Source organism: Gordonia sp. BP-119 (assembly GCF_016924115.1).
GTDB classification, from domain to species: Bacteria; Actinomycetota; Actinomycetes; order Mycobacteriales; family Mycobacteriaceae; genus Gordonia; species Gordonia hongkongensis.
Map to the genome: position 1 here is coordinate 225,679 of NZ_JAFFZF010000002.1, position 21,002 is coordinate 246,680.

Annotated in this window: 21 protein-coding genes; 7 read left to right on the top strand and 14 right to left on the bottom strand. The window is 68.6% G+C overall.

The annotated features are described in order from the left end of the window. Position 1 precedes the first annotated feature (1 nt). Both JW364_RS02345 and mca read right to left on the bottom strand, forming a co-directional pair. Positions 2-331: a hypothetical protein gene (locus tag JW364_RS02345; protein ID WP_058250739.1), complete on the bottom strand. Its 330-nt coding sequence runs from the start codon at positions 329-331 to the stop codon at positions 2-4. Continuing rightward, positions 331-1,227: a mycothiol conjugate amidase Mca gene (gene mca, locus JW364_RS02350; RefSeq protein ID WP_055474886.1), complete on the bottom strand. Its 897-nt coding sequence runs from the start codon at positions 1,225-1,227 to the stop codon at positions 331-333. The genes JW364_RS02345 and mca overlap by 1 nt, the downstream gene beginning before the upstream one ends. Before the next feature lie 48 nt (positions 1,228-1,275). On the opposite strand from mca, the gene JW364_RS02355 reads away from it, so the two are divergent. The 3 genes from JW364_RS02355 (at position 1,276) to greA (ending at position 3,163) form a co-directional block, all read left to right on the top strand. Next, the gene (locus JW364_RS02355) at positions 1,276-1,773 is read left to right on the top strand and encodes a DUF4307 domain-containing protein (protein ID WP_055474887.1); all 498 of its coding nucleotides are present in this window, start codon (positions 1,276-1,278) and stop codon (positions 1,771-1,773) included. Then, entirely contained in the window at positions 1,770-2,543 is a 774-nt protein-coding gene (locus tag JW364_RS02360; protein ID WP_055474888.1) for a queuosine precursor transporter, read from the top strand. Before JW364_RS02355 ends, JW364_RS02360 begins: the two co-directional genes overlap by 4 nt. A gap of 128 nt (positions 2,544-2,671) precedes the next feature. Then, positions 2,672-3,163 (top strand): transcription elongation factor GreA, encoded by a 492-nt coding sequence (gene greA, locus JW364_RS02365; protein ID WP_004020945.1) that lies wholly within the window; start codon positions 2,672-2,674, stop codon positions 3,161-3,163. Between the two features lie 164 nt (positions 3,164-3,327). Here the strand turns inward: greA and JW364_RS02370 are convergent, their stop codons facing one another. Beyond that, complete coding sequence (locus JW364_RS02370; RefSeq protein WP_238995045.1) at positions 3,328-3,759, bottom strand: Ltp family lipoprotein; 432 nt, start codon at positions 3,757-3,759, stop codon at positions 3,328-3,330. A 119-nt stretch (positions 3,760-3,878) separates the two neighbouring features. Then, entirely contained in the window at positions 3,879-4,814 is a 936-nt protein-coding gene (locus JW364_RS02375) for a type IV toxin-antitoxin system AbiEi family antitoxin domain-containing protein (protein WP_068971446.1), read from the bottom strand. A 207-nt stretch (positions 4,815-5,021) separates the two neighbouring features. On the opposite strand from JW364_RS02375, the gene JW364_RS02380 reads away from it, so the two are divergent. Then, positions 5,022-5,540 (top strand): hypothetical protein, encoded by a 519-nt coding sequence (locus tag JW364_RS02380; RefSeq protein WP_065629943.1) that lies wholly within the window; start codon positions 5,022-5,024, stop codon positions 5,538-5,540. 15 nt (positions 5,541-5,555) lie between these two features. Here the strand turns inward: JW364_RS02380 and JW364_RS02385 are convergent, their stop codons facing one another. The 5 genes from JW364_RS02385 to JW364_RS02405 all read right to left on the bottom strand — a co-directional run bounded on the left by JW364_RS02385 (position 5,556) and on the right by JW364_RS02405 (position 12,323). Continuing rightward, positions 5,556-6,305 carry a hypothetical protein gene (locus JW364_RS02385; RefSeq protein ID WP_065629944.1) on the bottom strand — a complete coding sequence of 250 codons (750 nt, stop codon included), beginning with the start codon at positions 6,303-6,305 and terminating at the stop codon, positions 5,556-5,558. A gap of 265 nt (positions 6,306-6,570) precedes the next feature. Beyond that, on the bottom strand, positions 6,571-7,305 hold the full coding sequence (locus JW364_RS02390; protein WP_068972355.1) for a BTAD domain-containing putative transcriptional regulator: 735 nt from the start codon (positions 7,303-7,305) through the stop codon (positions 6,571-6,573). A 28-nt stretch (positions 7,306-7,333) separates the two neighbouring features. Continuing rightward, on the bottom strand, positions 7,334-8,533 hold the full coding sequence (gene ilvA, locus JW364_RS02395) for a threonine ammonia-lyase (protein ID WP_205333262.1): 1,200 nt from the start codon (positions 8,531-8,533) through the stop codon (positions 7,334-7,336). 49 nt (positions 8,534-8,582) lie between these two features. Beyond that, positions 8,583-11,585 (bottom strand): BTAD domain-containing putative transcriptional regulator, encoded by a 3,003-nt coding sequence (locus JW364_RS02400; RefSeq protein ID WP_068972356.1) that lies wholly within the window; start codon positions 11,583-11,585, stop codon positions 8,583-8,585. 30 nt (positions 11,586-11,615) lie between these two features. Further along, positions 11,616-12,323 (bottom strand): PIG-L deacetylase family protein, encoded by a 708-nt coding sequence (locus JW364_RS02405; RefSeq protein WP_068972357.1) that lies wholly within the window; start codon positions 12,321-12,323, stop codon positions 11,616-11,618. A 163-nt stretch (positions 12,324-12,486) separates the two neighbouring features. Between JW364_RS02405 and JW364_RS02410 the strand changes: the two genes are divergently transcribed. Further along, positions 12,487-13,593, top strand: coding sequence for a class I SAM-dependent methyltransferase (locus JW364_RS02410; protein WP_068972358.1), 1,107 nt, complete (start codon positions 12,487-12,489; stop codon positions 13,591-13,593). 15 nt (positions 13,594-13,608) lie between these two features. Here JW364_RS02410 and JW364_RS02415 read toward each other — a convergent pair whose 3' ends face one another. Together JW364_RS02415 and JW364_RS02420 are read right to left on the bottom strand one after the other, a co-directional pair. Next, positions 13,609-14,781 (bottom strand): cystathionine gamma-synthase, encoded by a 1,173-nt coding sequence (locus JW364_RS02415; RefSeq protein ID WP_055474899.1) that lies wholly within the window; start codon positions 14,779-14,781, stop codon positions 13,609-13,611. 10 nt (positions 14,782-14,791) lie between these two features. Next, entirely contained in the window at positions 14,792-16,186 is a 1,395-nt protein-coding gene (locus JW364_RS02420) for a cystathionine beta-synthase (protein ID WP_055474900.1), read from the bottom strand. A 134-nt stretch (positions 16,187-16,320) separates the two neighbouring features. Between JW364_RS02420 and JW364_RS02425 the strand changes: the two genes are divergently transcribed. Together JW364_RS02425 and JW364_RS02430 are read left to right on the top strand one after the other, a co-directional pair. After that, positions 16,321-17,256, top strand: coding sequence for an SGNH/GDSL hydrolase family protein (locus tag JW364_RS02425; protein ID WP_374100784.1), 936 nt, complete (start codon positions 16,321-16,323; stop codon positions 17,254-17,256). A 65-nt stretch (positions 17,257-17,321) separates the two neighbouring features. Beyond that, positions 17,322-18,545 (top strand): acetyl-CoA C-acetyltransferase, encoded by a 1,224-nt coding sequence (locus tag JW364_RS02430; RefSeq protein WP_055474902.1) that lies wholly within the window; start codon positions 17,322-17,324, stop codon positions 18,543-18,545. 16 nt (positions 18,546-18,561) lie between these two features. Here JW364_RS02430 and JW364_RS02435 read toward each other — a convergent pair whose 3' ends face one another. The 3 genes from JW364_RS02435 to JW364_RS02445 form a co-directional block, all read right to left on the bottom strand. Beyond that, entirely contained in the window at positions 18,562-19,119 is a 558-nt protein-coding gene (locus tag JW364_RS02435; protein ID WP_055474903.1) for a DUF6790 family protein, read from the bottom strand. Between the two features lie 133 nt (positions 19,120-19,252). Further along, on the bottom strand, positions 19,253-20,119 hold the full coding sequence (locus tag JW364_RS02440) for a Bax inhibitor-1/YccA family protein (RefSeq protein WP_055474978.1): 867 nt from the start codon (positions 20,117-20,119) through the stop codon (positions 19,253-19,255). 144 nt (positions 20,120-20,263) lie between these two features. Continuing rightward, positions 20,264-20,950 carry a TetR/AcrR family transcriptional regulator gene (locus JW364_RS02445; protein ID WP_055474904.1) on the bottom strand — a complete coding sequence of 229 codons (687 nt, stop codon included), beginning with the start codon at positions 20,948-20,950 and terminating at the stop codon, positions 20,264-20,266. Positions 20,951-21,002: the final 52 nt, after the last annotated feature.

The following is a 21,002-nucleotide window of genomic DNA, read 5'->3' on the forward strand; positions in this document are numbered from 1 at the left end:
CTCAGGTGTCGGCGGGCCGCCGGTCGTCGGTGCCCGCGGCACTGGTGGCACCCGGGGTCCCGGGCGGGTTCGGTGCGACCGCGTCCGAACCGGCCGGGCCCGGCGAATCGGTTCCCTCGTCGAAGGCCTGGTCGGCCTCCGGGTGTTCGGCGTCGAAGGACGCGGGCAGCTTCTTCAGCTGCCGGTTCATCGACCAGATGAGGAACGCGGTCCCGACGAGCAGCAACAGGATCACGAGCAGACCTAGCGGTGAGGCCTTGCCGAACTCCGGCCCCTGGGGTTCCTGCGCCAGGACCATCAGGGTGTCGTTCACGACTGTGCTGGTGCCCATCACGCCTCGATCCCGGCGAAGAGATCGGTCTCCGGCAACGCGGTCTTGACCCGGGTCCGGGCGAGCTCGAACTCCTCCGTCGGCCACAGGCGTTGTTGCCACTCCAGCGGCACCGCGAAGAACACCCCGTTCGGATCGATCTGCGTGGCGTGGGCGCGCAGCGCGTCGTCACGCTGCGGGAAGTACTTGGAGCACTCGACCTGGGTCGTCACACGTCCCATCAGATCGCCACGGCTCGGGTCCCACTTGCTGAGCCACTCGGCGAACGGACTCTCCTGGCCGTGCCGCGCGAACTCGTCGGAGAACAGGACCATCCGGTCCCGGATGAACCCGTGGGTGTAGTAGAGCTTCGACACCGTCCACGGTTCGCCGGCGTCCGGGAACGCGTCCGGATCGCCGGACTGCTCGTACGCCGCGACCGACACCTCATGGCAGCGGATGTGATCGGGATGCGGATATCCGCCGTGCTCGTCGTAGGTGACGATCACGTGCGGGCGGAACTCGCGGACCACGCGCACCAAGGCCTCGGTGGCCTCGTCGAGCGGCACCGAGGCGAAGGAACCCTCCGGAACAGGCGGGAGCGGGTCGCCCTCGGGGAGGCCCGAGTCGACGAAGCCGAGCCATGTCTGTCGGACGCCGAGCGCCTCGGCGGCCTTGGCCATCTCCTCGCGACGGACCTCGGTCATCCGCTCTTTGATGCCCGGGCGGTCCATCGCCGGATTCAGGATGTCGCCACGCTCACCGCCGGTGAGTGTGACGACGAGCACTTCGTTGCCCTCGGCCGCATACTTCGCGGTCGTGGCGGCACCCTTGCTCGACTCGTCGTCTGGGTGCGCGTGCACCGCCATCAGCCGGAACACACCCGACTTGGGGTCGCCGACGTGGGATTCGGTCACAGTTCCTCACCTTCGGATCGCTACTCCTCCCATGGTAGGTATTGACGCGTGAACAGTTCGGATGGGGGCGCCGCAGACGCCGGTGACGCGCCGCGCGCGACACCCGACACCTTGCGACCGCACAGCGGTCCGCGCGCCACCTATCCGGAGCGTTCGGAGACCGCCTCTGGGCGTCGTCGCTGGTTCATCGCCCTGTCGATCCTGGTCGTCGCGGCCGGCGTGACCCTCGCCGTCATCGGCTACAGCAAGTTCTCGTCGGCGGACGTGACCGGTGAGGCCACCGGCTACGAGATCATCGACGGCTCGACCGTCGCGGTGCAGTTCACCGTCGAGCGTTCCGATCCGAGCCGGGCGGCTGCCTGTGTGGTGCGCGGCCGCTCCCGCGACGGCGGCGAGACCGGGCGTCGCGAGATCCTGATCCCCGCGGACTCCGCAGAACGGATCGGCGTCCGCACCGAGGTCACGACGTCGAAACCACCGGTCATCGGCGAGGTCTTCGGGTGCACCCTTGACGTGCCGGCCTACCTGAAGCCGTCGGCCTCGTGACCGCCGCGTCCACCGGCAGCGAGCTGCCGTCGCCGCGCGCCGCCTTCGCCTCCATCGGCAGCCGCTACTTCCCCCTTCTGGTCGCCGTCTTCGTCGGCGTCATGCTCATCAGCAACGTCACCGGCACCAAGGGCGTCGTGCTGTTCGACGAATGGCTGCAGGTCGATCTCGGGCCGATCCAGATGGACGGCCTGGTGACCGACGGCGCCTTCTTCCTGTTCCCGCTCGCGTACGTCCTGGGCGACGTGATCAGCGAGGTCTACGGGTTCCGTGCCATGCGCCGGACGATCCTCGCCGGGTTCGCGGTCCTGATTCTCGCGTCGTTGTGTTTCTGGTTGACCATTCACCTGCCGGCCGCCGAATTCTACGAAGGCCAGGCGGCTTTCGAGACGGTTGCCGGGGTCGTCCCACAATTCCTGCTCGCCGGATTGGCCGGTTACGTCGTGGGCGAATTCCTCAATTCCTTCGTCCTGGTGAAAATGAAGGAACGCGCCGGGGAAAATCGCCTCTGGGCGCGCCTGCTGGGTTCGACGATTGTCGGCCAGTTGGCCGACACCATCGTCTTCTGTTCGATCGCCGCCACCGCCCTGGGTATCTCGACCTGGGGAGATTTCATCAATTACACGATCGTCGGGTTCGTGTGGAAGACACTCGTCGAGGTCATCCTCATGCCTGTGACGTATTTCGTTGTGGGATGGCTGAAACGGATGGAACCGACGTATCAGGACGCTCTCGGCGCGCTGTCGCGCGGTAGTACCGATGTGCCATAGGTCTCACCACCTGGTACCCTGAACGGATACACGGCTCCGCGAGGGGTCGTGTTGCTGCATTTTCAGCAGTCCATATGCCCCTGGTGTAAACGGTCGCCCGGGGCGCGGACAACACAAAGGAGTGACCGATGACCGACACCCAGGTGACCTGGCTGACCCAAGAGTCGCATGACCGCCTCAAGAGCGAGCTCGATTCGTTGATCGCCAACCGTCCGGTCATCGCCGCCGAGATCAACGAGCGTCGCGAAGAAGGCGACCTCAAGGAGAACGGTGGCTACCACGCCGCTCGCGAGGAGCAGGGCCAGCAGGAAGCGCGTATCCGCCAGCTGCAGGAACTGCTGAACAACGCGAAGGTCGGCGAGGCGCCGACCCAGTCCGGCGTCGCACTGCCCGGTTCCGTCGTGACCGTCTACTACGACGGTGACGAGAAGGACACCGAGACGTTCCTCATCGCCACCCGCGAGGAGAGCGGCCAGGGCGGCCTGGAGACCTACTCCCCGAGCTCCCCGCTCGGTGCCGCCCTCATCGACGCCAAGGTCGGCGAGACCCGCGAGTACTCCGTGCCCAGCGGTGCCACCATCAAGGTGACCCTGGTCAGCGCGGAGCCCTACCACGGCTGATCGGACGACGAACACAACCCGGGACGGTATGACCGTCCCGGGTTTCGTGTTTTCGGGGGTTCTCGTCCGTGAGCTACCGCCGGTCGCGCGACCGGCGAACCTCAACTCGACTCCTGGACTTCGATCGAAGTCCAGGAGTCGAGTTGGGGTTCATCGGTCGTGCCCTACGCGTGGTCGACCCCATACGTCGCCTGCGTGGACGTGAAGCCCTCATACTCGAGCTGTTCGATCAAGCCCTGCCGCGAGAACGCCGTCATCGAACGATAGTCGCGGGCCTTCTGCGCCGCCTGTTCGTTCCAGTCGACGGCGCCCTGAGCCTCGACCTCGGTCACGGCGTACGTCGCGTCGGCCGTCGAGAACCCTTCGTACTCCAGCTGATCGATCAGACCCGCTCTCGAGAACGCCATGATCGAGAGGTACTCCTTCGCCTTCGCCACTGCGCTCGTCTGCTCCCAGGTCGCGAGTGACTCTGCACCGGGAGTCCCGGTCGTCGGTGACTGCTCGAACACCTGGCTCGAACCGGTAGCGGTCACAGCGACGCCACTTTGAATGCCGATCGTACTGACTCCCAACGCAATTCCGCACACCGCGACCACGCCGGCAATCAGACGGGGCCACACACGGCGTGCCAACGACGGTCGTGCTCCGACCGGCGAACCTCGACTCGACTCCTGGACTTCGATCGAAGTCCAGGAGTCGAGTTGGGGTTCATCGGTCAAGCCGCGGTCAGTTTGTCCAACCACGGCCGGAGCAGATTGGCGAGCCCGCCGCGCTCGAGCGTTCCCCACGTCCATCGGATCACCATGATCCCCTGTGCGCGCAGCGCATCCTCCCGACGCTTCTCCCGGATGAGTGCATCGCGCGGGCTCTCACCCTGGCGCAACAGTCGGCCGTACTTCTGTAGTCCGTCGAACTCACCGACAAGTGTTCCGTCCCAGTCGAAGTCGGTCCGCGCGTCTCCGGCGTCCGTCTGGAACGTGTGCTGCAGTCGCGGAGTCGGCAACCCGGCCTCGATCATCTGCGCCCGGCTCCACGACTCCCCGACACTCTCCGACGCACCGTCCGCATGCGCAAGGGCACGACGCGCGGTCCCCGCACCGCGCCAACGGTTCCGCGACGCGAGGATACGGGTCATCGTGGCGATGTCGGCGCCGGACGCTAGCGCGCGATCGAACACGGCCAGCGCTTGGGCGAAGTCACCGGACATCGCAACATCTACGGCGGTTCGCTCACGAGACGTGACCCTGATTCCGCCGATGTCGACCACCTCGTCGGGCGCCACCGGCCCGGCATGGACGATCCGTAACCCGTGCCCGAACCCGCCCACCTTCGACTTCTTCGTCAGATGCACGACCTCGCGTTCCGGGTGCAGCAGCGGCAGCTCGTGAACGGCTGCCGCCGAGTCGTGACTCAGGATCGACGCGTCACAGTCTCGAACAGACGTCGCGACCGCGATCGATCTCAGTCGGTACAGACGGTCACCCGGGTCCTCGGCGGACGCCTCGTCGGCCGCCAGTGCGCAGACCCCCGGGGCAAGACGAATCAGTTCGCCGCGCCGTACGGCGGCTGTCACAGCGTCGTCGTTGATGCCGAGTCGCAGCGTTGCCGTGCGGCGAATTAGCCCGTGTCTGTCGGTGGGAAAAGAGGTCATGACTTTAGGACGCACCAGGGCCGATATCGGATCCGCTGGCGAGGGTCGCTTACCCCACGACCGGCGAACCTCGACTCGACTCCTGGACTTCGATCGAAGTCCAGGAGTCGAGTTGAAGTGCACCGGTGGACCTCGACAGGAGGCCGACCCTGTTTCGACCACGCTCGCCCGGGGCTCGACCCGGAACACCGTGCTTCAATGTGACACATGGCACGTTCTCATGAGCTGGAGTCCTTCGATCTTGACTTCTTCGACGATGCGCCGGTGCGGCACGTCATCGACGTGCGTCTGCCGGTCGCGCCGGAACGCGCGTGGGCCGAGTTCACCCGTCAGCACACGCTGGACTGGTGCCGCGCGATCAAGAAGATCGAGTTCGTCTCACCGGAACCGTACGGGGTGGGAACACAACGCCGCGCGGTCCTCGGTCCCGGCTATGTGACCCTCGAAGAGGACTTCTTCGACTGGACGGAAGATCCGGCGAATGGCCACTACCGCAACGGTTTCCGGGTCCTGAGGGCGAACGTTCCCGGCATCCGCCGCTTCGGCGAGGCGACCGAGATCCTGCCCGCCGATGTGGGCTGCCGACTCAAGTGGACCTTCGCGCTCGAGTTGCCCACCTCGTCGCGGGTGGTCACCGCGTTCTCCGGTCCCGCGTCGTCGACGGTCTACAAGACCATCGAGGCCGACACCCTCAAGCACTTCGCGAACCTCGAACCTGCGAAGTGAGCCGCCGGCCGGTTGTCAGGCCACCACCGCGACGGCCGCCGACGTTCGACCCGTCGTCGGCACAGGCGAGGCAGTCAGCGTGCCCCGGCCCAGGTCATCGGCGAGACGCATCAGCACGCGAACCGATGGAGACGCTTGTGTGCTCCCCGTCCACGCAGGCTCGATCGCCACGGTGAACACGTCCACGTCGACGACCGCCGGGCGTCGCCCGTCGATCTCTGCGGAGCGGCAGAGCTTCCGGTCGCGGGTCAGCACGTGCAGCCTGATCATGTCCACGACGGGCGGCGAATTCTCCCCACCGAGTGTTGTTCGCCACCAGCACAAGCCGTCGATCCCGACGTCGCGATTGTCGAGACCCGGACATCTCTTCGATGGTCGATGGCGTCCGGCGGACCTCTCGAACAAGGCGAGACCGGCGCTACCCAATGTTGGTAGGACGCGGGTGTCCACACCGCCACCCCCGGCGGTGGCTTCCTCGTTCCGCACGCCTGTGATCAGCTCGACTGCCGGGGCAGTGACCCAGTGCACCGGCGCGTCGGCGAGATTCAACACCGTCACCGCGAGCGACGAAGACCACCAGTTGATGAGGCTGAGGAGTCCGTCCGCCTTCTCGAGGACGGCCTCCCGGTCGGCGTACTCGTCCGGATCGAGATGCAGCGAGCCCTCGTCCGCATCATTGAGATCTTCGGCCAGCAGACTCGCTTCGGCCTCGAGTTCGTCCAGCCGCCGGTAGGCCTTCCGTCGTTGCTCGTGAACGTCATCCATGAGCTCGTGACGGACGCGGTGAGCAATCCGTGGTGTCCAGGCCGCCTCTGCGGAGTGTGTGCGTCGTCCCATGGCAGGCAACGTAATCCGCCCTGCCCTCGCAGCCGCACCGAGAATCCACAGCACAGACGCTCATCCACAGAACTCCTCGTGTCAGCCGCGTCGAATACACGTCGGTCGCCCGTGGACGTTCCTCGGGAGCGTTCTGCGGAACACTCCGCCTCAACGACAGCACCACGTAAGCCGACGCAAGCCCGACGACAGGCTACGGCGCCACAGTTGTCGGCATGACAACGACAACCACTCCCCGGCCACCCGGGTCCGTCCCCAGCTCGGTCGACAGTCGCCGTCGGAGCCGGTCGAACACCACGAGCGCGTCGGCGGCGCGGCCTTCCCCGGCGAGCGCCCGCATCAGGGCGGTGTGTGCCGACTCGTCGAACGGGTCTCGCGCGCAGCGCTGTTCGGCGATGGATCGCGCGGTCGCGAAGTCCCCTTCGGCGAGCGCGGCCGTCAGTTGCGCACCGTCGAGCGCGTCCTGGGTGCGTCGAATGCGTGCGGACAGTGTCGCCGTCGCCGGGGACCCGTCCCCGAGATCGTCTCCGGGCACGCCGCGCCACCACTGCCGGGCCCGGTCGTGGGCATCCCGGTCGCCTTCGGCGAGCAGCGTGTCGACCACGTCGAGGTCGGTGCGGCTGTTGCGCAGTCGATAACCGTTCTCGGTGCCCTCCAGAACCCCCTCGGGCAGGAGCTTGCGCAGCCGGGACACCTGGGTGTGCAGCGCACTGTGGGGCGAACGCGGCGGATCGGCGGCCCAGACGTGGTCGATGAGGCGATCCGCCGAGATCACGCGCCCGTCGGCGAGAGCGAGCGACACGAGCAGGCGTCGGGCCCGCAGCCCCGGCACCGCGACGAGCCGATCGGGGCTCTCGGCGCCCACCGGGCACGCGCCGACCGCGATCGGGCCCAGCACACCGATCAGGGCGGGTCCGTCGGCAGCCACCCAGACAGGTTAGCGCCGACGTTCGCCCTCAGTCCCGCAGGAACCCCGCGTCGGCGAGGGCCCGCCGGACGTCGTGCTGGTGGTCGTGTCCGCGGGTCTCGACGCTGACGGTCACCTGCACCTCGCCGAGATACAGGTCGTCGGCGACACGGGAATGGACGACGTCGAGCACACTCGCGCCGAGGTCGCGGAGCAGTTCCAGCAGTGCGACCAGTCCACCGGGCCGGTCGGAGACGGTCGCGGTCACGGTCAGGAATCGTCCGGCGGCGGTCAGGCCGTGTGTCGTCACGTGGCGCAGCAGCAGCGGGTCGATGTTGCCGCCGGACAACACGACGCACACGGTCCCGGACAGTGCGAGCCGACCGCTCACCGCCGCCGCCACCGCCGCGGCCCCGGCAGGCTCGACCACCAGCTTCGCCCGCTCCAGCATGAGCAGCAGCGCGGTGCTCAACTCTTCCTCGCTGACCGTGACGATCCGGTCGACGAACTCGGAGACGTGCGCGAACGGGACCTTCCCGGGTGTCGCGACGGCGATGCCGTCGGCCATGGTGTTCATCGCCGCGACCGGTGTCGGCCGCTCCTTGGCGAGCGACGTCGGCCAGGCCGCGGCCTGCGCCGCCTGCACGCCGATCACCTCGACCTCCGGTCGTCGCAGACGCGCCGCCGCGGCGACGCCGGCGAGCAGCCCCCCGCCGCCGAGCGGCACGAGAATCGTTGACACGTACGGGATCTGCTCCAGGATCTCGACGCCGACCGTCGACTGTCCGGCAACGATGTCGAGATGATCGAACGGGTGGATCAGAGCCGCGCCCGTCGTCTCGGCATGACGCTGCGCCTCGACGAGCGCCTCGTCGACCGTTGATCCGGCGAGCACCACCTCTGCGCCATAGGCTTTCGTCGCGGCGATCTTCGGCAGCGCGGCCCCGACCGGCATGTAGACCCGTGAGGCGATCCCCAGTTCCGATGCCGCCCAAGCGACTCCCTGCGCATGATTGCCCGCACTGGCCGCGACGACCCCACGCGCACGTTCCCCCGCCGACAACCGCGAGATGCGCAGGTACGCGCCGCGTGGCTTGAAAGATCCGGTGCGCTGCAGGTTCTCGCACTTGAGCCACACCTGCGCACCGCTGCGCTCGGACACCACCCGCGACGCGATCGTCGGGGTCCGCCGTATCACGGACGCGAGCTCGTCGGTCGCGCGGTCGACGTCGTCGGCAGTCAGCAGCATGCGACCAGTATCGGCCATCTCCGCCCTGCAGGAGCCACCCGAGGAGACGTCATCGCGCCGCCGAGCTCCCGCGGTCGTCCGATGACGTCGACTCCCTGATCTCTCGGAGTTCGCGCATCGCCCGGTCGAGCACGACTTCGGTGTCGGCGTGGACCGTGTTGTCGGCGTGCACCAGGTCCCCGAAAGCACGGTCCGCGGCACCTCTGCGTGTGTCGAAGGCCGCGGCGGGGTCGAGATCGGCACACTCGACGAGCAGGTCGGCCACGTCGATCCGGCCCCGGACGCGCAGCAGTGCGGCGGCGTCGCGCGCCGTGGTCCACAGCTGCGTCGGCTGACCGCTGTCGCGCCATGCCCCGAGCAGGACGACGTAGGCCTCCGCGGCACGCGCTACATCGCCGACGCGGACGAGACACGCCGCCGCGCCGACACGAGCGACCCCGACGATGAACGTCGCCCCGACGCCGGCGGCCCGTTCGTGGGCGCGTTCGTAGAGGGCGAGCGCGCTGGACGGGTCGTGCGCGGACAGCAGCTCGCCGTGGACGTAGTCGAGGAAGGCGTGCTGCGACGGCCCCGCCGACGGGTCCAGCGTCGACCGGGCCTCGGCCAACAGCCGGGCAGCCCCGCTCGAGTCACCGGAGTACGACGCGGCGAGCGCCGCAGACGCGAGGAACGCCGACCCCAGGGACGGGTGTGTGCCGCAGCGGGTCCATTCCCGTACCGCCACCGCGAAGTCGCCACGGAAGTGCGCGACCGCCGCCCTGGCCGCCCGCGCGCCGACCAACGCGGGCGCATCCGGATCCGGTGGTGCCCCGGAGGCATCGGGACGTAGGGCGGAGGTCGCGAAGTCGACGGCGAGGTCGAACTCGCCGACGAGCCGCGCGGCCTCGGCCGCCGCGGACAGCATCTCGGCGCGATCGGGATGACCATCGAGCCACGCCGAACGCGCCGATTCGACGGCCCACGTCCACAATTCGTTGAGGTTGCGCCATGTGCTGATCAGCGACAGCGATGTCGTGATCGCCACGAGTACGTCGACGCGTCCGCGCGCCAGTGCCAGGTCCCGCGCCGACCGCAGGTTGTCCATCTCGGCATGGAGACGCTCATTCGCCTCGAACTCCGCGACGCCGAGCCACTCGTCGCCGATGTCCCGCACCGTTGCGACACATTCGTCGAGGAACCGGTCCTCGGCCGCGGCGAGCACGCCCGCACGGTCGAGGTGATCAAGCAGATGGGTGCGGATGAGATGCAGGAGACGGTATCTGCCGCCCGACGCGTCGGCGACGAGCAACGAGCTGTCGATCAGACGGTGCAGGGTCTCCACCGGGTCGAGCCCGCCGTCACCTCGCGTGCCGATGCCCGCTGCGCCGACGACCTCCGCTTCGACGCTCAGTGCGACGGATTCGAACGTGCGCAGCGACACACCGCCGGGAAACGGTGCGAGGGCGGCGAGTACGGCTTGATCGACCACGCTCAGCCGTCGGAATGACATGTCGATGCTGCTGCGGAGCGTCAGCCGCCGCTGGTCGTCGGCTCCGGTTCCCGTCGCGAGATCGAGTGCACCATCGAGCATTCGGGCCACGGCCGACATCGGCATCACAGCGGCCTGACGCGCCGCCAGCTCGATGCCGAGCGGGAGCCCGTCGACACGGCGCACGACGTCGACGAGGTCCGTGAGCTCACGACTCGACACCGCGAAGTCCGGATTGCGACGCAGCGCGTGCTCGACGAACGCGCGCACCGCAGGCTGCCGGGCGACCGCGTCGACGTCGTCGACGCGGGTGGGAAAGGTCAGGGGCTGCAGACGCAGGACGTACTCGGCGGAGAGTGAGAGCACGACTCGGGAGGTGGCCAGGATCCGCACCGCGGGAGCCAGTTCGACGATCGCCGCGACCAATTCGCGACAGGACGACAACACATGTTCGCAATTGTCGAGGACGAGCAGGAGCGACCCGTCGACGGCGCGCGCGATCGCGTCCACGGAAGCACCCACCCCGACCTCGAGACCGAGGGTGGACACCACCGACGGGAGGACGCGGTCGGCTCGCGCGACCGCGGCGAGGTTGACGACGACAACGGCGTTCCCGGGGAACACCGCGGGGTCGGCGGCGACGTCGAGCGCGAGACTGGTCTTGCCGACGCCGCCCGTACCGGTCAGGGTCACGACCCGATGCGCCGACAACAGCCGGATGATCTCGGCGCGTTCTCGCTCCCGCCCCACCAGAGGCCCGGCCGGCGGAGCAGGTCGCCGCCGCGAGGTCACGCCGGGTCCCGGATTCGTCTCGGCCTGCCCGTATTCGGAGCCCGCCGCCACCCGCTGCTCGAGCGACGCGAGGGCCGGACTCGGATCGAGACCCGTCCGCTCACGCAACTGCTCGCGGAAGTTCATCGCGACAGCCATCGCGTCGCCGACACGCCCGTCGGCGGCGAGTGCGCGGATGAGCAGTCGTGCCGAACTCTCGCGTAACGGCGCGGACGCGACACCGGCCCTCGCCGTCGCGGTCGCGCTCGGGTCGCGGCACTCCACCAGCGCTTCGACGTGGGTGTCGGCGAGCCGGTTGTGGAGGTCCTCCAACGCAACGCGTTCGGTGTCCAGGTCGGGGATGCCGGCGAACTCGCCGAGCGGCTCGCCGCGCCAGAGTTCGCGGGCCCGGACGGTCAGACGGAGACGCTCGGCGGGATCGGGCGTGTCGGCGGCGGATGCGAGCAGGTCGCGCACGATCGTCACATCGACGACGGACACCCGGAGCCGGTAGCCGTCGGGGCGTCGTTCCAACAGATCGGCGTGTCGGCCGAGATGGCGTCGCAGCCGGGACACCAGATTGTGCAGTGCGGCAATCGGTTCCCGCGGCAGATCGTCGCCCCACAGCGCGTCGACGAGCCGCCCGATACCCATGCCGTGCCGGCCGGCGACGGTCAACAGCGCGAGCAGGGCGCGTCGTCGTTCCCCGGGGACCGCGACCTCGGCACCGTCGACCCGCAACCTCAGTGCACCCAGCAGGCCGACCTCGACCGCGGGCGACACGTGCCCGTCTTCGGTTTCGCGCACCACCATCCCGATCGTCGCTCTCTGTTCTCCGACGGCCTATGCAGGATGAGCGTAGGTCTCCACCGACACCCATGTTCGATATCGCTCGAGGCCGATCGCCGCGGCCAGGTCCGCGGTCTGCGAGCGCTGAGCCAGCAGGGCTCGCACCTTACGGTCCAGTTCGGCCCCGTCGAGATCGATTCGCAACGCGACCATCTCCTTCGGACACTGGCGCGGCCCGCCCAGCGCCCACATGTCGAACTCACGGGTGAGGTCGAACTCGATCCCCCGCCCGGTGCCCACCGGGTGAAGGATTCGCGGGCAGGTCGACGAACGGTCGACGGCGAGGCGGACCCACCGGTTGACGGTGCGGTGGTCGGGGTGCCCGGTCACGCCGTCTGGACCGAAGGTCAGGACGGTGTCGGGTGACACGTCGTCGAGGAGGGCGGTGATGCGTCCGACCGGGCCGCTCTCGTCGATCGCCGCCAGTGAACCGTCGGGTAGGTCCAACCAGTGGTGCTCCTGGATGCCGAGCTCGATAAAAGCCTTCTCAAGCTCGCCGGTCCGGACCAGGGCGAGCTCCGAACGCTCTGCGGCGGTGGCATTCTCGTCGGCCGCTTCGCCGCGGGTCGCGGTCACGCACACCACGCGCCCACCCGCGTCGCGGACGGCGGCCATCACGCCGCCGGCGAGGTAGGTCTCGTCATCGGGGTGAGCCCAGATGGACATCACGGTGCCCAGGTCGCTGATCTGTGTTGTTCTCATGCGTCGACGGTCTCCGAGCCCGCTGTCACGGGGCTGTCACCATCGGCTCACCGCCCAGCGGGTCACGGTCCGGTCATGACAGCGCCGCGACAGGACGCCGGCGCACGCTCGGTGCACACGCCGCCCGGCGTGGTTACGACATCGCACACGAGAGGTTCATCCCATGACCACCACACACGCCGCCGGTTCCGGCACCGCGACCGACTTCGCTCGGGTCGAGGCCTTCGCCGGCCAGGTGAGCGCCGATCTCACCCATGCCTATCACTCGATCAGCACCTACCTCGGCGACCGCCTGGGACTGTGGCGGGCGCTGGCGCAACTCGGTTCGGCGACGAGCGCCGAGCTCGCCGAACGCTCGGGACTCGCCGAACGGTATGTGCACGAATGGTTGTGCGTGCAGGCCGCGGCCGGATACGTCCTGCTCCACGACACCGGCGATGACGCCGCGAATGGCCCAGAGGTGTTCGTGTTCCCCGCCGAGCACGCGATGGTGCTCGCCGAGGACAACAGTCCGGCGGCGATCGTGGCCGGCTTCGAGGTCGCTGCCGCGGTGTGGTCCTCGGTCGACCAGCTCGCGCATGCGTACGCGACCGGCGACGGCGTGCCCTGGCACGCGCACGATTCCCGGCTGTTCTCCGGCGTCGAACGGTTCTACGGCACGATCTACCGTGCGTCGCTGCTCAGCGAGTGGGTTCCGGCGATCGACGGCCTCGGACAGCGCCTCACCGACGGCATCCGCGTTCTCGACGTCGGGTGCGGGTACGGGGTCCCCACGATCCTGCTCGCCGAGGCCTTCCCGAACTCCACGTTCGTCGGCGTGGACAGCCACGAGGAGTCCGTCCGGCGCGCCACCGCAGCCGCCCATGCGGCCGGGGTCGACGACCGGGTCCGCTTCGAGGTGGCCACGGCCCAGTCGTACGCCGGCGACCACGACGCGATCATGATCTTCGACGCCCTGCACGACTTCGGCGATCCGGTGGGTGCGCTCGCACACGCACGGTCGTCACTGCGTCCCGGCGGTCAGGTGATCGCCGTCGAACCGCTGGCGCACGACACACTGGCCGAGAATCTGACCAATCCCGTTGCGCTGCTGTTCTATTCGGGTAGCTCATACCTCTGCGTACCGCACAGCATCGCCGACGGCCCGACCTCGCTGGGAGCCCAGGCCGGCCCCACTCGACTGCTCGACACCTTCCGGGCGGCCGGTCTGACCTCGGCGCGTGTCGCGGCGACCACTGCGTCGAACCTGCTCCTCGAGGCGCGGGTCTGACGCCCCCCCGACTCCTCAGCGCAGCGCGTTCTCCAGGTCCCCGAGGAGGTCGTCGATGTCCTCGATACCGACCGAGAGCCGGACGAGGTTGGCGGGGACCTCGAGGAGCGATCCGGCGGTCGAGGCGTGCGTCATCGCACCGGGGTGTTCGATCAGCGATTCGATGCCGCCGAGTGATTCGGCGAGCGTGAACACCTCGGTGCGGGCGCAGAACTCCTTGGCGGCGTCGAGCCCGCCCTTGACCAGCACCGACACCATGCCGCCGTAGCGCTTCATCTGCTTGCCCGCGACCTCGTGGCCCGGATGGTTCTCCAAGCCCGGGTACAGGACGGCGTCGATCTTGTCGTGGCCGCTCAGATAGTCGACGACCTTCTCCGCGTTGTCACAGTGCCGGTCCATCCGGACGCCGAGGGTCTTGATGCCGCGCAGGGTGAGGAATCCGTCGAACGGTCCGGGGACCGCCCCGGCGCCGTTCTGCAGGAACGCGAACGCCTCGTCGAGCTCCTCGCTGTCGGTGACCAGTGCGCCGCCGACGACATCCGAGTGCCCGCCCAGGTATTTGGTCGTCGAGTGGAGCACCACGTCGGCGCCCAGGACGAGCGGCTGCTGCAGGTACGGCGAGGCGAAGGTGTTGTCGACCACGAGCTTCGCGCCGGCCTCGTGCGCGACGGCGGCGAGGGTCTCGATGTCGCCGACGTTGAGCAGCGGGTTGGTCGGCGTCTCGGTCCAGACCAGCTTGGTCTCCGGCCGGATGGCGTCGCGCACCGCGGCGACGTCGGACACCGGGGCCACCGAGTAGGTGATCCCCCACTGGCTGAACACCTTGTCGATGAGCCGGAAGGTCCCGCCGTAGGCGTCGTTCGGGATCACCAGATGATCGCCCGGCCGCAGCGTCGAGCGCAGCAGGCAGTCGGTGGCCGCCATGCCGGAGGCGAAAGCCCGTCCGTAGGTGCCGCTCTCGAGCGCAGCGAGATTGGCTTCGAGGGCGCGTCGGGTCGGGTTGCCGGTGCGCGCGTACTCGAAGCCGTCGCGCAGTCCGCCGACGCCGTCCTGGGCGAAGGTCGAACTGGCGTAGATCGGGACGTTCACCGCCCCGGTCTGCGGATCCGGCTCGTAACCGGCGTGGATGGCGCGGGTCGAGAAGCCTTGCCAGCGAACCGAATCCGCGGCACTGCGTCGTTCACTCACGGTGATGCTCCTATCCGACGATCGGGTGGCTCGACACGAAGGCGAGCAGGTCGTGGCGCGTGATCACGCCGATGGGCTTGCCGTCCTCGACGACCATCAGCGCGTCGCAGTCGCCGAGCGCCTTGGTGGCCGCCGACACCGGTTCGCCGGAACCGATGAGCGGGAACGGCTCTCCCATGTGTGCCGACACCGGGTCGGCGAGGCTGGCACGACCTTCGAAGACCGCGCTGAGCAGGTCGCGCTCGGTGACCGCACCCGCGACCTCGCCGGCCATCACCGGCGGCTCGGCGCCGACGACCGGCATCTGCGAGACGCCGTACTCACGCAGGATCTCGATCGCGTCGCGCAGGGTCTCCTGCGGGTGGGTGTGCACGAGGTCGGGCAGGGCGCCGGTCTTGCCGCGCAACACATCTCCGACGAGGGATTCCTTGGTGTTGGCGTCGAGCGGCGTCCGCAGGAAGCCGTAGCTGCTCATCCACTGGTCGTTGAAGATCTTCGCCATGTAGCCGCGGCCACCGTCGGGCAGCAGCACGACGACGACGGCGTCGGGTCCCTCGCGTTCGGCGACCTGCAGGGCCGCGACCACCGCCATCCCACACGAGCCGCCGACGAGCAGCCCTTCCTCGCGGGCGAGACGCCGGGTCATGTCGAACGAGTCGGCGTCGGAGACCGCGATGATCTCGTCGGGGATGTCCGGGTCGTAGGCCGACGGCCAGAAGTCCTCCCCGACACCCTCGACGAGGTAGGGGCGCCCGGTCCCGCCGGAGTACACCGAACCCTCGGGGTCGACGCCGACGATCTTCACCGAGCCGCCGGACACCTCCTTGAGGTACCGGCCGGTGCCGGTGATGGTGCCGCCGGTGCCGACGCCGGCCACGAAGTGCGTCACCTTGCCGTCGGTGTCGGCCCAGATCTCGGGACCGGTGGTCTCGTAGTGACTCTGCGGACCGGCCGGGTTCGCGTACTGATTGGGCTTCCACGCACCGTCGATCTCGGTGACCAGGCGGTCGGAGACGCTGTAGTAGCTGTCCGGGTGGGACGGCTCCACCGCGGTCGGGCAGACCACGACCTCGGCACCGTAGGCGCGCAGGACGTTGCGCTTGTCCTCGCCGACCTTGTCCGGGCACACGAACACGCACTTGTAGCCGCGCTGCTGGGCGACGAGCGCCAGGCCGACGCCGGTGTTTCCCGACGTCGGTTCCACGATGGTCCCGCCCGGCTTCAGTTCACCCGAGGCCTCCGCCGCGTCGATCATCCGCACGGCGATGCGGTCCTTGCTGCTGCCACCGGGATTGAGGTACTCGACCTTGGCGGCGACCAGGCCCGATCCGGGTGAGGTCACCGAGTTCAGCTTGACCAGCGGGGTGTTGCCCACCAGGTCGACGACGTGATTGGCGATGCGCATGTGTCCATGGTCCCAGAGCCACCGCGAACAGCGACACCCGGCCGCTGCCCGACGTCGGCAGTCGGTTCTACCGCTGGCTGAGCCGACGACGAGCGCAGCGAGGAGTCGTGTCGAAGTCGCCTAAACTGGCACTCGTGTCCGGTTCGAGTCGTCGAGGAATCGTCCCCGCCAGGATCGTGCGCGACGTCGGCGCGACAGCGGCTGCGACCGCGGGCGCGGCCGGCGCCGGCTGGGCCGCCTACAACCTGCTGAACAGTCAGGCCGCCGAGGCCCGCGTGGTGATCCCGCACCGTACCGACAACGCCCCGGACGGCGACGGCGTGTACCGCCCCGACGGCACCAGCGCACGTTTCACCCGGGACACCGTGTACGACCTGTATCTCGTGGTGTTCGGGGACTCGACCGCGGCCGGACTGGGTGCCGAGACCGCGGGCGAGACGCCAGGAGTCCAGATCGCCCGCCGCGTGGCCGCGGAGACCGATCGGGTGGTCCGCTACGCCAACAAGGCCATCGTCGGCGCGACGTCGAAGGGGCTCGCGGCCCAGATCGAGGCCATGTTCGTCCATCACGAGCGACCCGACGTGGCCGTCATCCTCGTCGGCGCCAACGACGTCACCGCCCGCAACAGTCCGCTCCCGTCGGCGCGGCGGCTCGGAGATGCCGTCCACGCACTCGTCGACGAGGGTGCGAAGGTCGTCGTCGGCACCTGCCCGGATTTCGGCGTGGTGACCGCGATCCCCCAGCCCCTGCGAATGGTGTTGCGACGCTGGGGACTCACGCTGGCGGCGGCGCAGCGATCGGCGGTCCGGGCCGCCGGGGGGCGGCCGGTCCCACTGGCCGACCTGCTGACCGAGGAGTTCCTCGCGCGCCCCGAGCACATGCTGTCGCCCGATCGATTCCACCCGTCGGCCGCTGGGTATGAGCTCGCCGCCGACATCCTGGTGCCCGAGGTGCTCGCCTCGATCGGCGAGTGGGGTCCGACGCCGCTGCCCGAACCGCCGAAGGTGTCCGAGGCCGTCGAAGAAACACGGTTCGTCACACGTCTCAGGAGACGTCTGACACACCGGTGACCAGCCACGACTCGGGCTGACCGGCCTCGCGACCAAGCAGATGCTTGGTGGGGTAGTTTCGAGGTATGCCTGAAGCCGTCATCGTCGCCCACGCCCGTTCCCCGATCGGCCGCGCCGCCAAGGGATCCCTCAAAGACATCCGACCCGACGAACTGTCGCGTCAGATGGTCGAAGCCGCGCTCGCCAAGGTGCCGGAGCTCGACCCGGCGCTGATCGAGGACATCCACTGGGGCATCGGCCAGCCCGGCGGACAGGGCGGTTACAACATCGCCCGGGTCATCGCGGTCGAGCTGGGGCATGACCACATCCCGGGCGTCACGGTGAACCGCTACTGCTCGTCGTCGTTGCAGACCACCCGGATGGCGCTGCATGCCATCAAGGCCGGCGAGGCCGACGTCCTCATCTCCGGTGGCGTCGAGAGCGTGTCGAGCTTCGGCATCTCCGGCGGCGCCGACGGCGCACCGAATTCCAAGAACCCGCTGTTCGACGACGCGATGGCCCGCACGGAGAAGGCGGCCGCCGGTGACGCCGGCATCTGGCACGATCCGCGCAAGGACGGGGTCATCCCGGACGTGTACATCGCGATGGGCCAGACCGCCGAGAACGTCGCCTCGTTCACCGGCATCTCGCGCGAGGACCAGGACAAGTGGGGCGTGCTGAGCCAGAACCGCGCCGAAGAAGCCATCAAGTCCGGTTTCTTCGAGCGGGAGATCGACCCGGTCACCCTGCCCGACGGCTCGCTGGTCACCACCGACGACGGCCCCCGCGCGGGCACGACCTACGAGAAGATCTCGCAGCTCAAGCCGGTCTTCCGCCCGGACGGCACGATCACCGCGGGCAACGCGTGCCCGCTCAACGACGGCGCCGCGGCGCTGGTCATCATGAGCGACACCAAGGCGAAGGAGCTTGGCCTCACCCCGCTGGCGCGCGTTGTCGCCACCGCGGCCACCGGCCTGTCGCCGGAGATCATGGGGCTCGGTCCGATCGAGGCGATCCGCAAGGTGCTGCGGGTCTCGGGGATGTCCCTGTCGGACATCGACCTCGTCGAGATCAACGAGGCCTTCGCCGTCCAGGTCCTCGGTTCGGCCCGTGATCTCGGCATCGACCACGACAAGCTCAACGTGTCGGGTGGCGCCATCGCCCTGGGTCACCCGTTCGGGATGACCGGCGCCCGCATCACGACCACCCTGCTCAACAACCTGCAGACCCGCGACAAGACCTTCGGCATCGAGTCGATGTGCGTGGGTGGCGGTCAGGGCATGGCCATGGTGCTGGAGCGCCTCAGCTGATCAGTGCTGGAGCGCCTCAGCTGACCGAGGCCGTCTTCTCGTCGACGCCCCTCGCCGCGTTCGGTCCCTGGATCGCGACGCTGCGGGGGGTCGTTCGTCGGTACACGAACCAGGCGATGACGACGGCGCCGACGATGTAGATCTCGGCGGGGATCGCCCAGACGTTGTTCGTCGCGGTGTTGTCGTGGATGTAGTACTGCGAGATGTGACCGGCGAGGTCTCCCCCGTAGCTGATCGCCAGTGCCCACACGGCGGCGTCGAGCCATCCGCCACGATTGCGCACCCGGTAGCAGAGCACGCCGAGCACGCCCACGGCGATGTCGTTCCACCCCAGCTCCCACTGGAACATGGACGGGATGAAGTCCGGCCCGATGCCCTCGGCGATCTCGGGGGCGTTCGGGCCGACGTGGCCGACCCCGGCGAGGATGCCGAATGCGCCGCCGGGGACGAGTATCCAGAGCAGCACGAGTTCGGCTGCGCGGCCGACGGTGCGTCGTCGCATCGATCGGTCCACCAGTATGTGTACGACGGCGCCGATGATCATCAGCGCCAGCTGGATCAGAAAGAACACCATGTCCGCACGGTAGAACCGCGGTGATGGGGTTGTTCCCGCAAACGCACCGGGTGGCACACTTTGTCGCCAACCGACCCTGACACGACAGTGGCCCCGCACCTGCCGAGGTGCGGGGCCACTGTCACATGACTGACTAGTCGGAGTTGAAGTAGGTCAGCAGACGCAGGATCTCGACGTACAGCCAGACCAGGGTGACGGTCAGGCCGAGTGCCACGCCCCAGGCGGCCCGGTCGGGTGCGCCGGCACGGATCAGGCGATCCGCGGCGTCGAAGTCCAGTAGGAAGCTGAACGCGGCGAGGGCGATGCAGACCAGCGAGAAGATGATGGCGATCGGGCCACCGTCGCGCAGGACTCCGGCCTCACCGGTGAACAGACCGATGACCAGGTTGCCGAGCATCAGGACCAGGACGCCGATCATGCCGGCGAACAGCATGCGGGTGAAGCGCGGCGTCACGCGGATGGCGCCGACCTTGTACACGAACAGCATGCCGAAGAACACACCGAAGGTGCCGAGGACCGCCTGTCCGATCAGCGCACCGGCCGAGGTGTCACCGGCGACCGCCCAGTTCGCGAACACGAACGAGATGGCACCGACGAAGAGGCCCTCGAACGCGGCGTAGGCCAGCACGATGGCCGGGTTGTCCTGCTTGCGACCGAAGCTCGCCACGAGGACGAGCACGAGACCGGCGATGGCGCCGACCAGCATCAGCGGCGTGGCGAGAGCTGCCTGGGCGGCCTCGGTGGCGCGGCTGCTGATCGCGAAGTACGTGGCGGCGGCGGCCAGCGTCAGCACTCCGAGGGTGATCGCGGTCTTGGTGACGACGTCGTCGATCGTGAGCTGACGAGTGGCCGGCGGTGCCGGCTGGGTGTAGGGGTCAGTGGCCTGACCGAACTGGTTGGCCGCGGCGCCGGCGCCGGCCATGCCGGCCCCGAAACCCGCGTATCCGGATTGATTGTCGCGGACCACGCCGCGCATCACCGGATTGCTGCTTTCTCGCACGAAGCGCTCCTTCATCGGTACGGATGTCTGCCGTCTCAACGTCGGGCCGTTTCTGAGAGTTCCCTGGCGAGAGCTCGCAACGACCGAGTCGATGTCGACTTTACCGACTCTTGACCCTTCTGTCGTCAGACACCCGCCACCGGGTCAGTTCACCCGGTCGCGCAGCGACCTCAACCGGCGGCCCACTGCGGTCTGATCGATGCCGCCGTCGGTCGCGAGCGAGGCCCGGCCCAGGCACATGGCGGTGAGCATGGCTTCCGCACGCGCGAAGTCGTCGCCCCAGGCGAGACCCGGTTTGGCGAGCATCAGCGACGCGATTCCGTGGGCGGCGGCCCAGAACTCGAGAACGATGTCGGCGATCTCGGCGTGATCGAACACGCCTCCGTCGGCCAGCTCGGTGACGGTTCCGGCGAACCGGGAGTACGCACTGGCGGCGAGTACCTCGTCGACCTTCGACGGATGCCCTTCGGGAGTGGGTTTGCCGAACGCCACCCGGTAGAGCACGGGCGTGGCGACGGCGAAGCGGACATAGGCCATCCCCTGGCCCAGCGCTCGTTCGAAGGCGTCGTCGACGCCTTCCGACGCGGCGGCCATCTCGTCGTCGAGACGCTCGAAGTAGCGGGCGCACACCGCGTCGAGCAGGGCTTCCTTGTCGGCGAAGTGCAGGTAGATCGACGGCGGTGTGACCCCCACGCGGTTGGCGACCGCGCGAATCGACATCGCGGTGTCGTCGCCGTTCTCGACCAGCAACTCACCGGCGGCCTCGATGATCTCCTCCGCGAGGATCTCTCCGGACCCGCGCGGTGATCTCGCTCGTCTACGTGTCGTCACTGCACTCCAGCACCTGTCCCGCCGCCGTTCATCCGTCGTATGACGTATTCGG

Coding starts and splice junctions, on each gene's coding strand:
- JW364_RS02410 (WP_068972358.1), top strand. CDS start 12,487: ATGACCACCACACACGCCGCCGGTTCCGGCACCGCGACCGACTTCGCT.
- JW364_RS02400 (WP_068972356.1), bottom strand. CDS start 11,585: ATGGTGGTGCGCGAAACCGAAGACGGGCACGTGTCGCCCGCGGTCGAG.
- JW364_RS02375 (WP_068971446.1), bottom strand. CDS start 4,814: ATGACCTCTTTTCCCACCGACAGACACGGGCTAATTCGCCGCACGGCA.
- JW364_RS02380 (WP_065629943.1), top strand. CDS start 5,022: ATGGCACGTTCTCATGAGCTGGAGTCCTTCGATCTTGACTTCTTCGAC.
- JW364_RS02435 (WP_055474903.1), bottom strand. CDS start 19,119: ATGGTGTTCTTTCTGATCCAGCTGGCGCTGATGATCATCGGCGCCGTC.
- JW364_RS02405 (WP_068972357.1), bottom strand. CDS start 12,323: ATGAGAACAACACAGATCAGCGACCTGGGCACCGTGATGTCCATCTGG.
- JW364_RS02385 (WP_065629944.1), bottom strand. CDS start 6,305: ATGGATGACGTTCACGAGCAACGACGGAAGGCCTACCGGCGGCTGGAC.
- ilvA (WP_205333262.1), bottom strand. CDS start 8,533: ATGCTGCTGACTGCCGACGACGTCGACCGCGCGACCGACGAGCTCGCG.
- JW364_RS02420 (WP_055474900.1), bottom strand. CDS start 16,186: ATGCGCATCGCCAATCACGTCGTCGACCTGGTGGGCAACACCCCGCTG.
- JW364_RS02345 (WP_058250739.1), bottom strand. CDS start 331: ATGGGCACCAGCACAGTCGTGAACGACACCCTGATGGTCCTGGCGCAG.
- greA (WP_004020945.1), top strand. CDS start 2,672: ATGACCGACACCCAGGTGACCTGGCTGACCCAAGAGTCGCATGACCGC.
- JW364_RS02430 (WP_055474902.1), top strand. CDS start 17,322: ATGCCTGAAGCCGTCATCGTCGCCCACGCCCGTTCCCCGATCGGCCGC.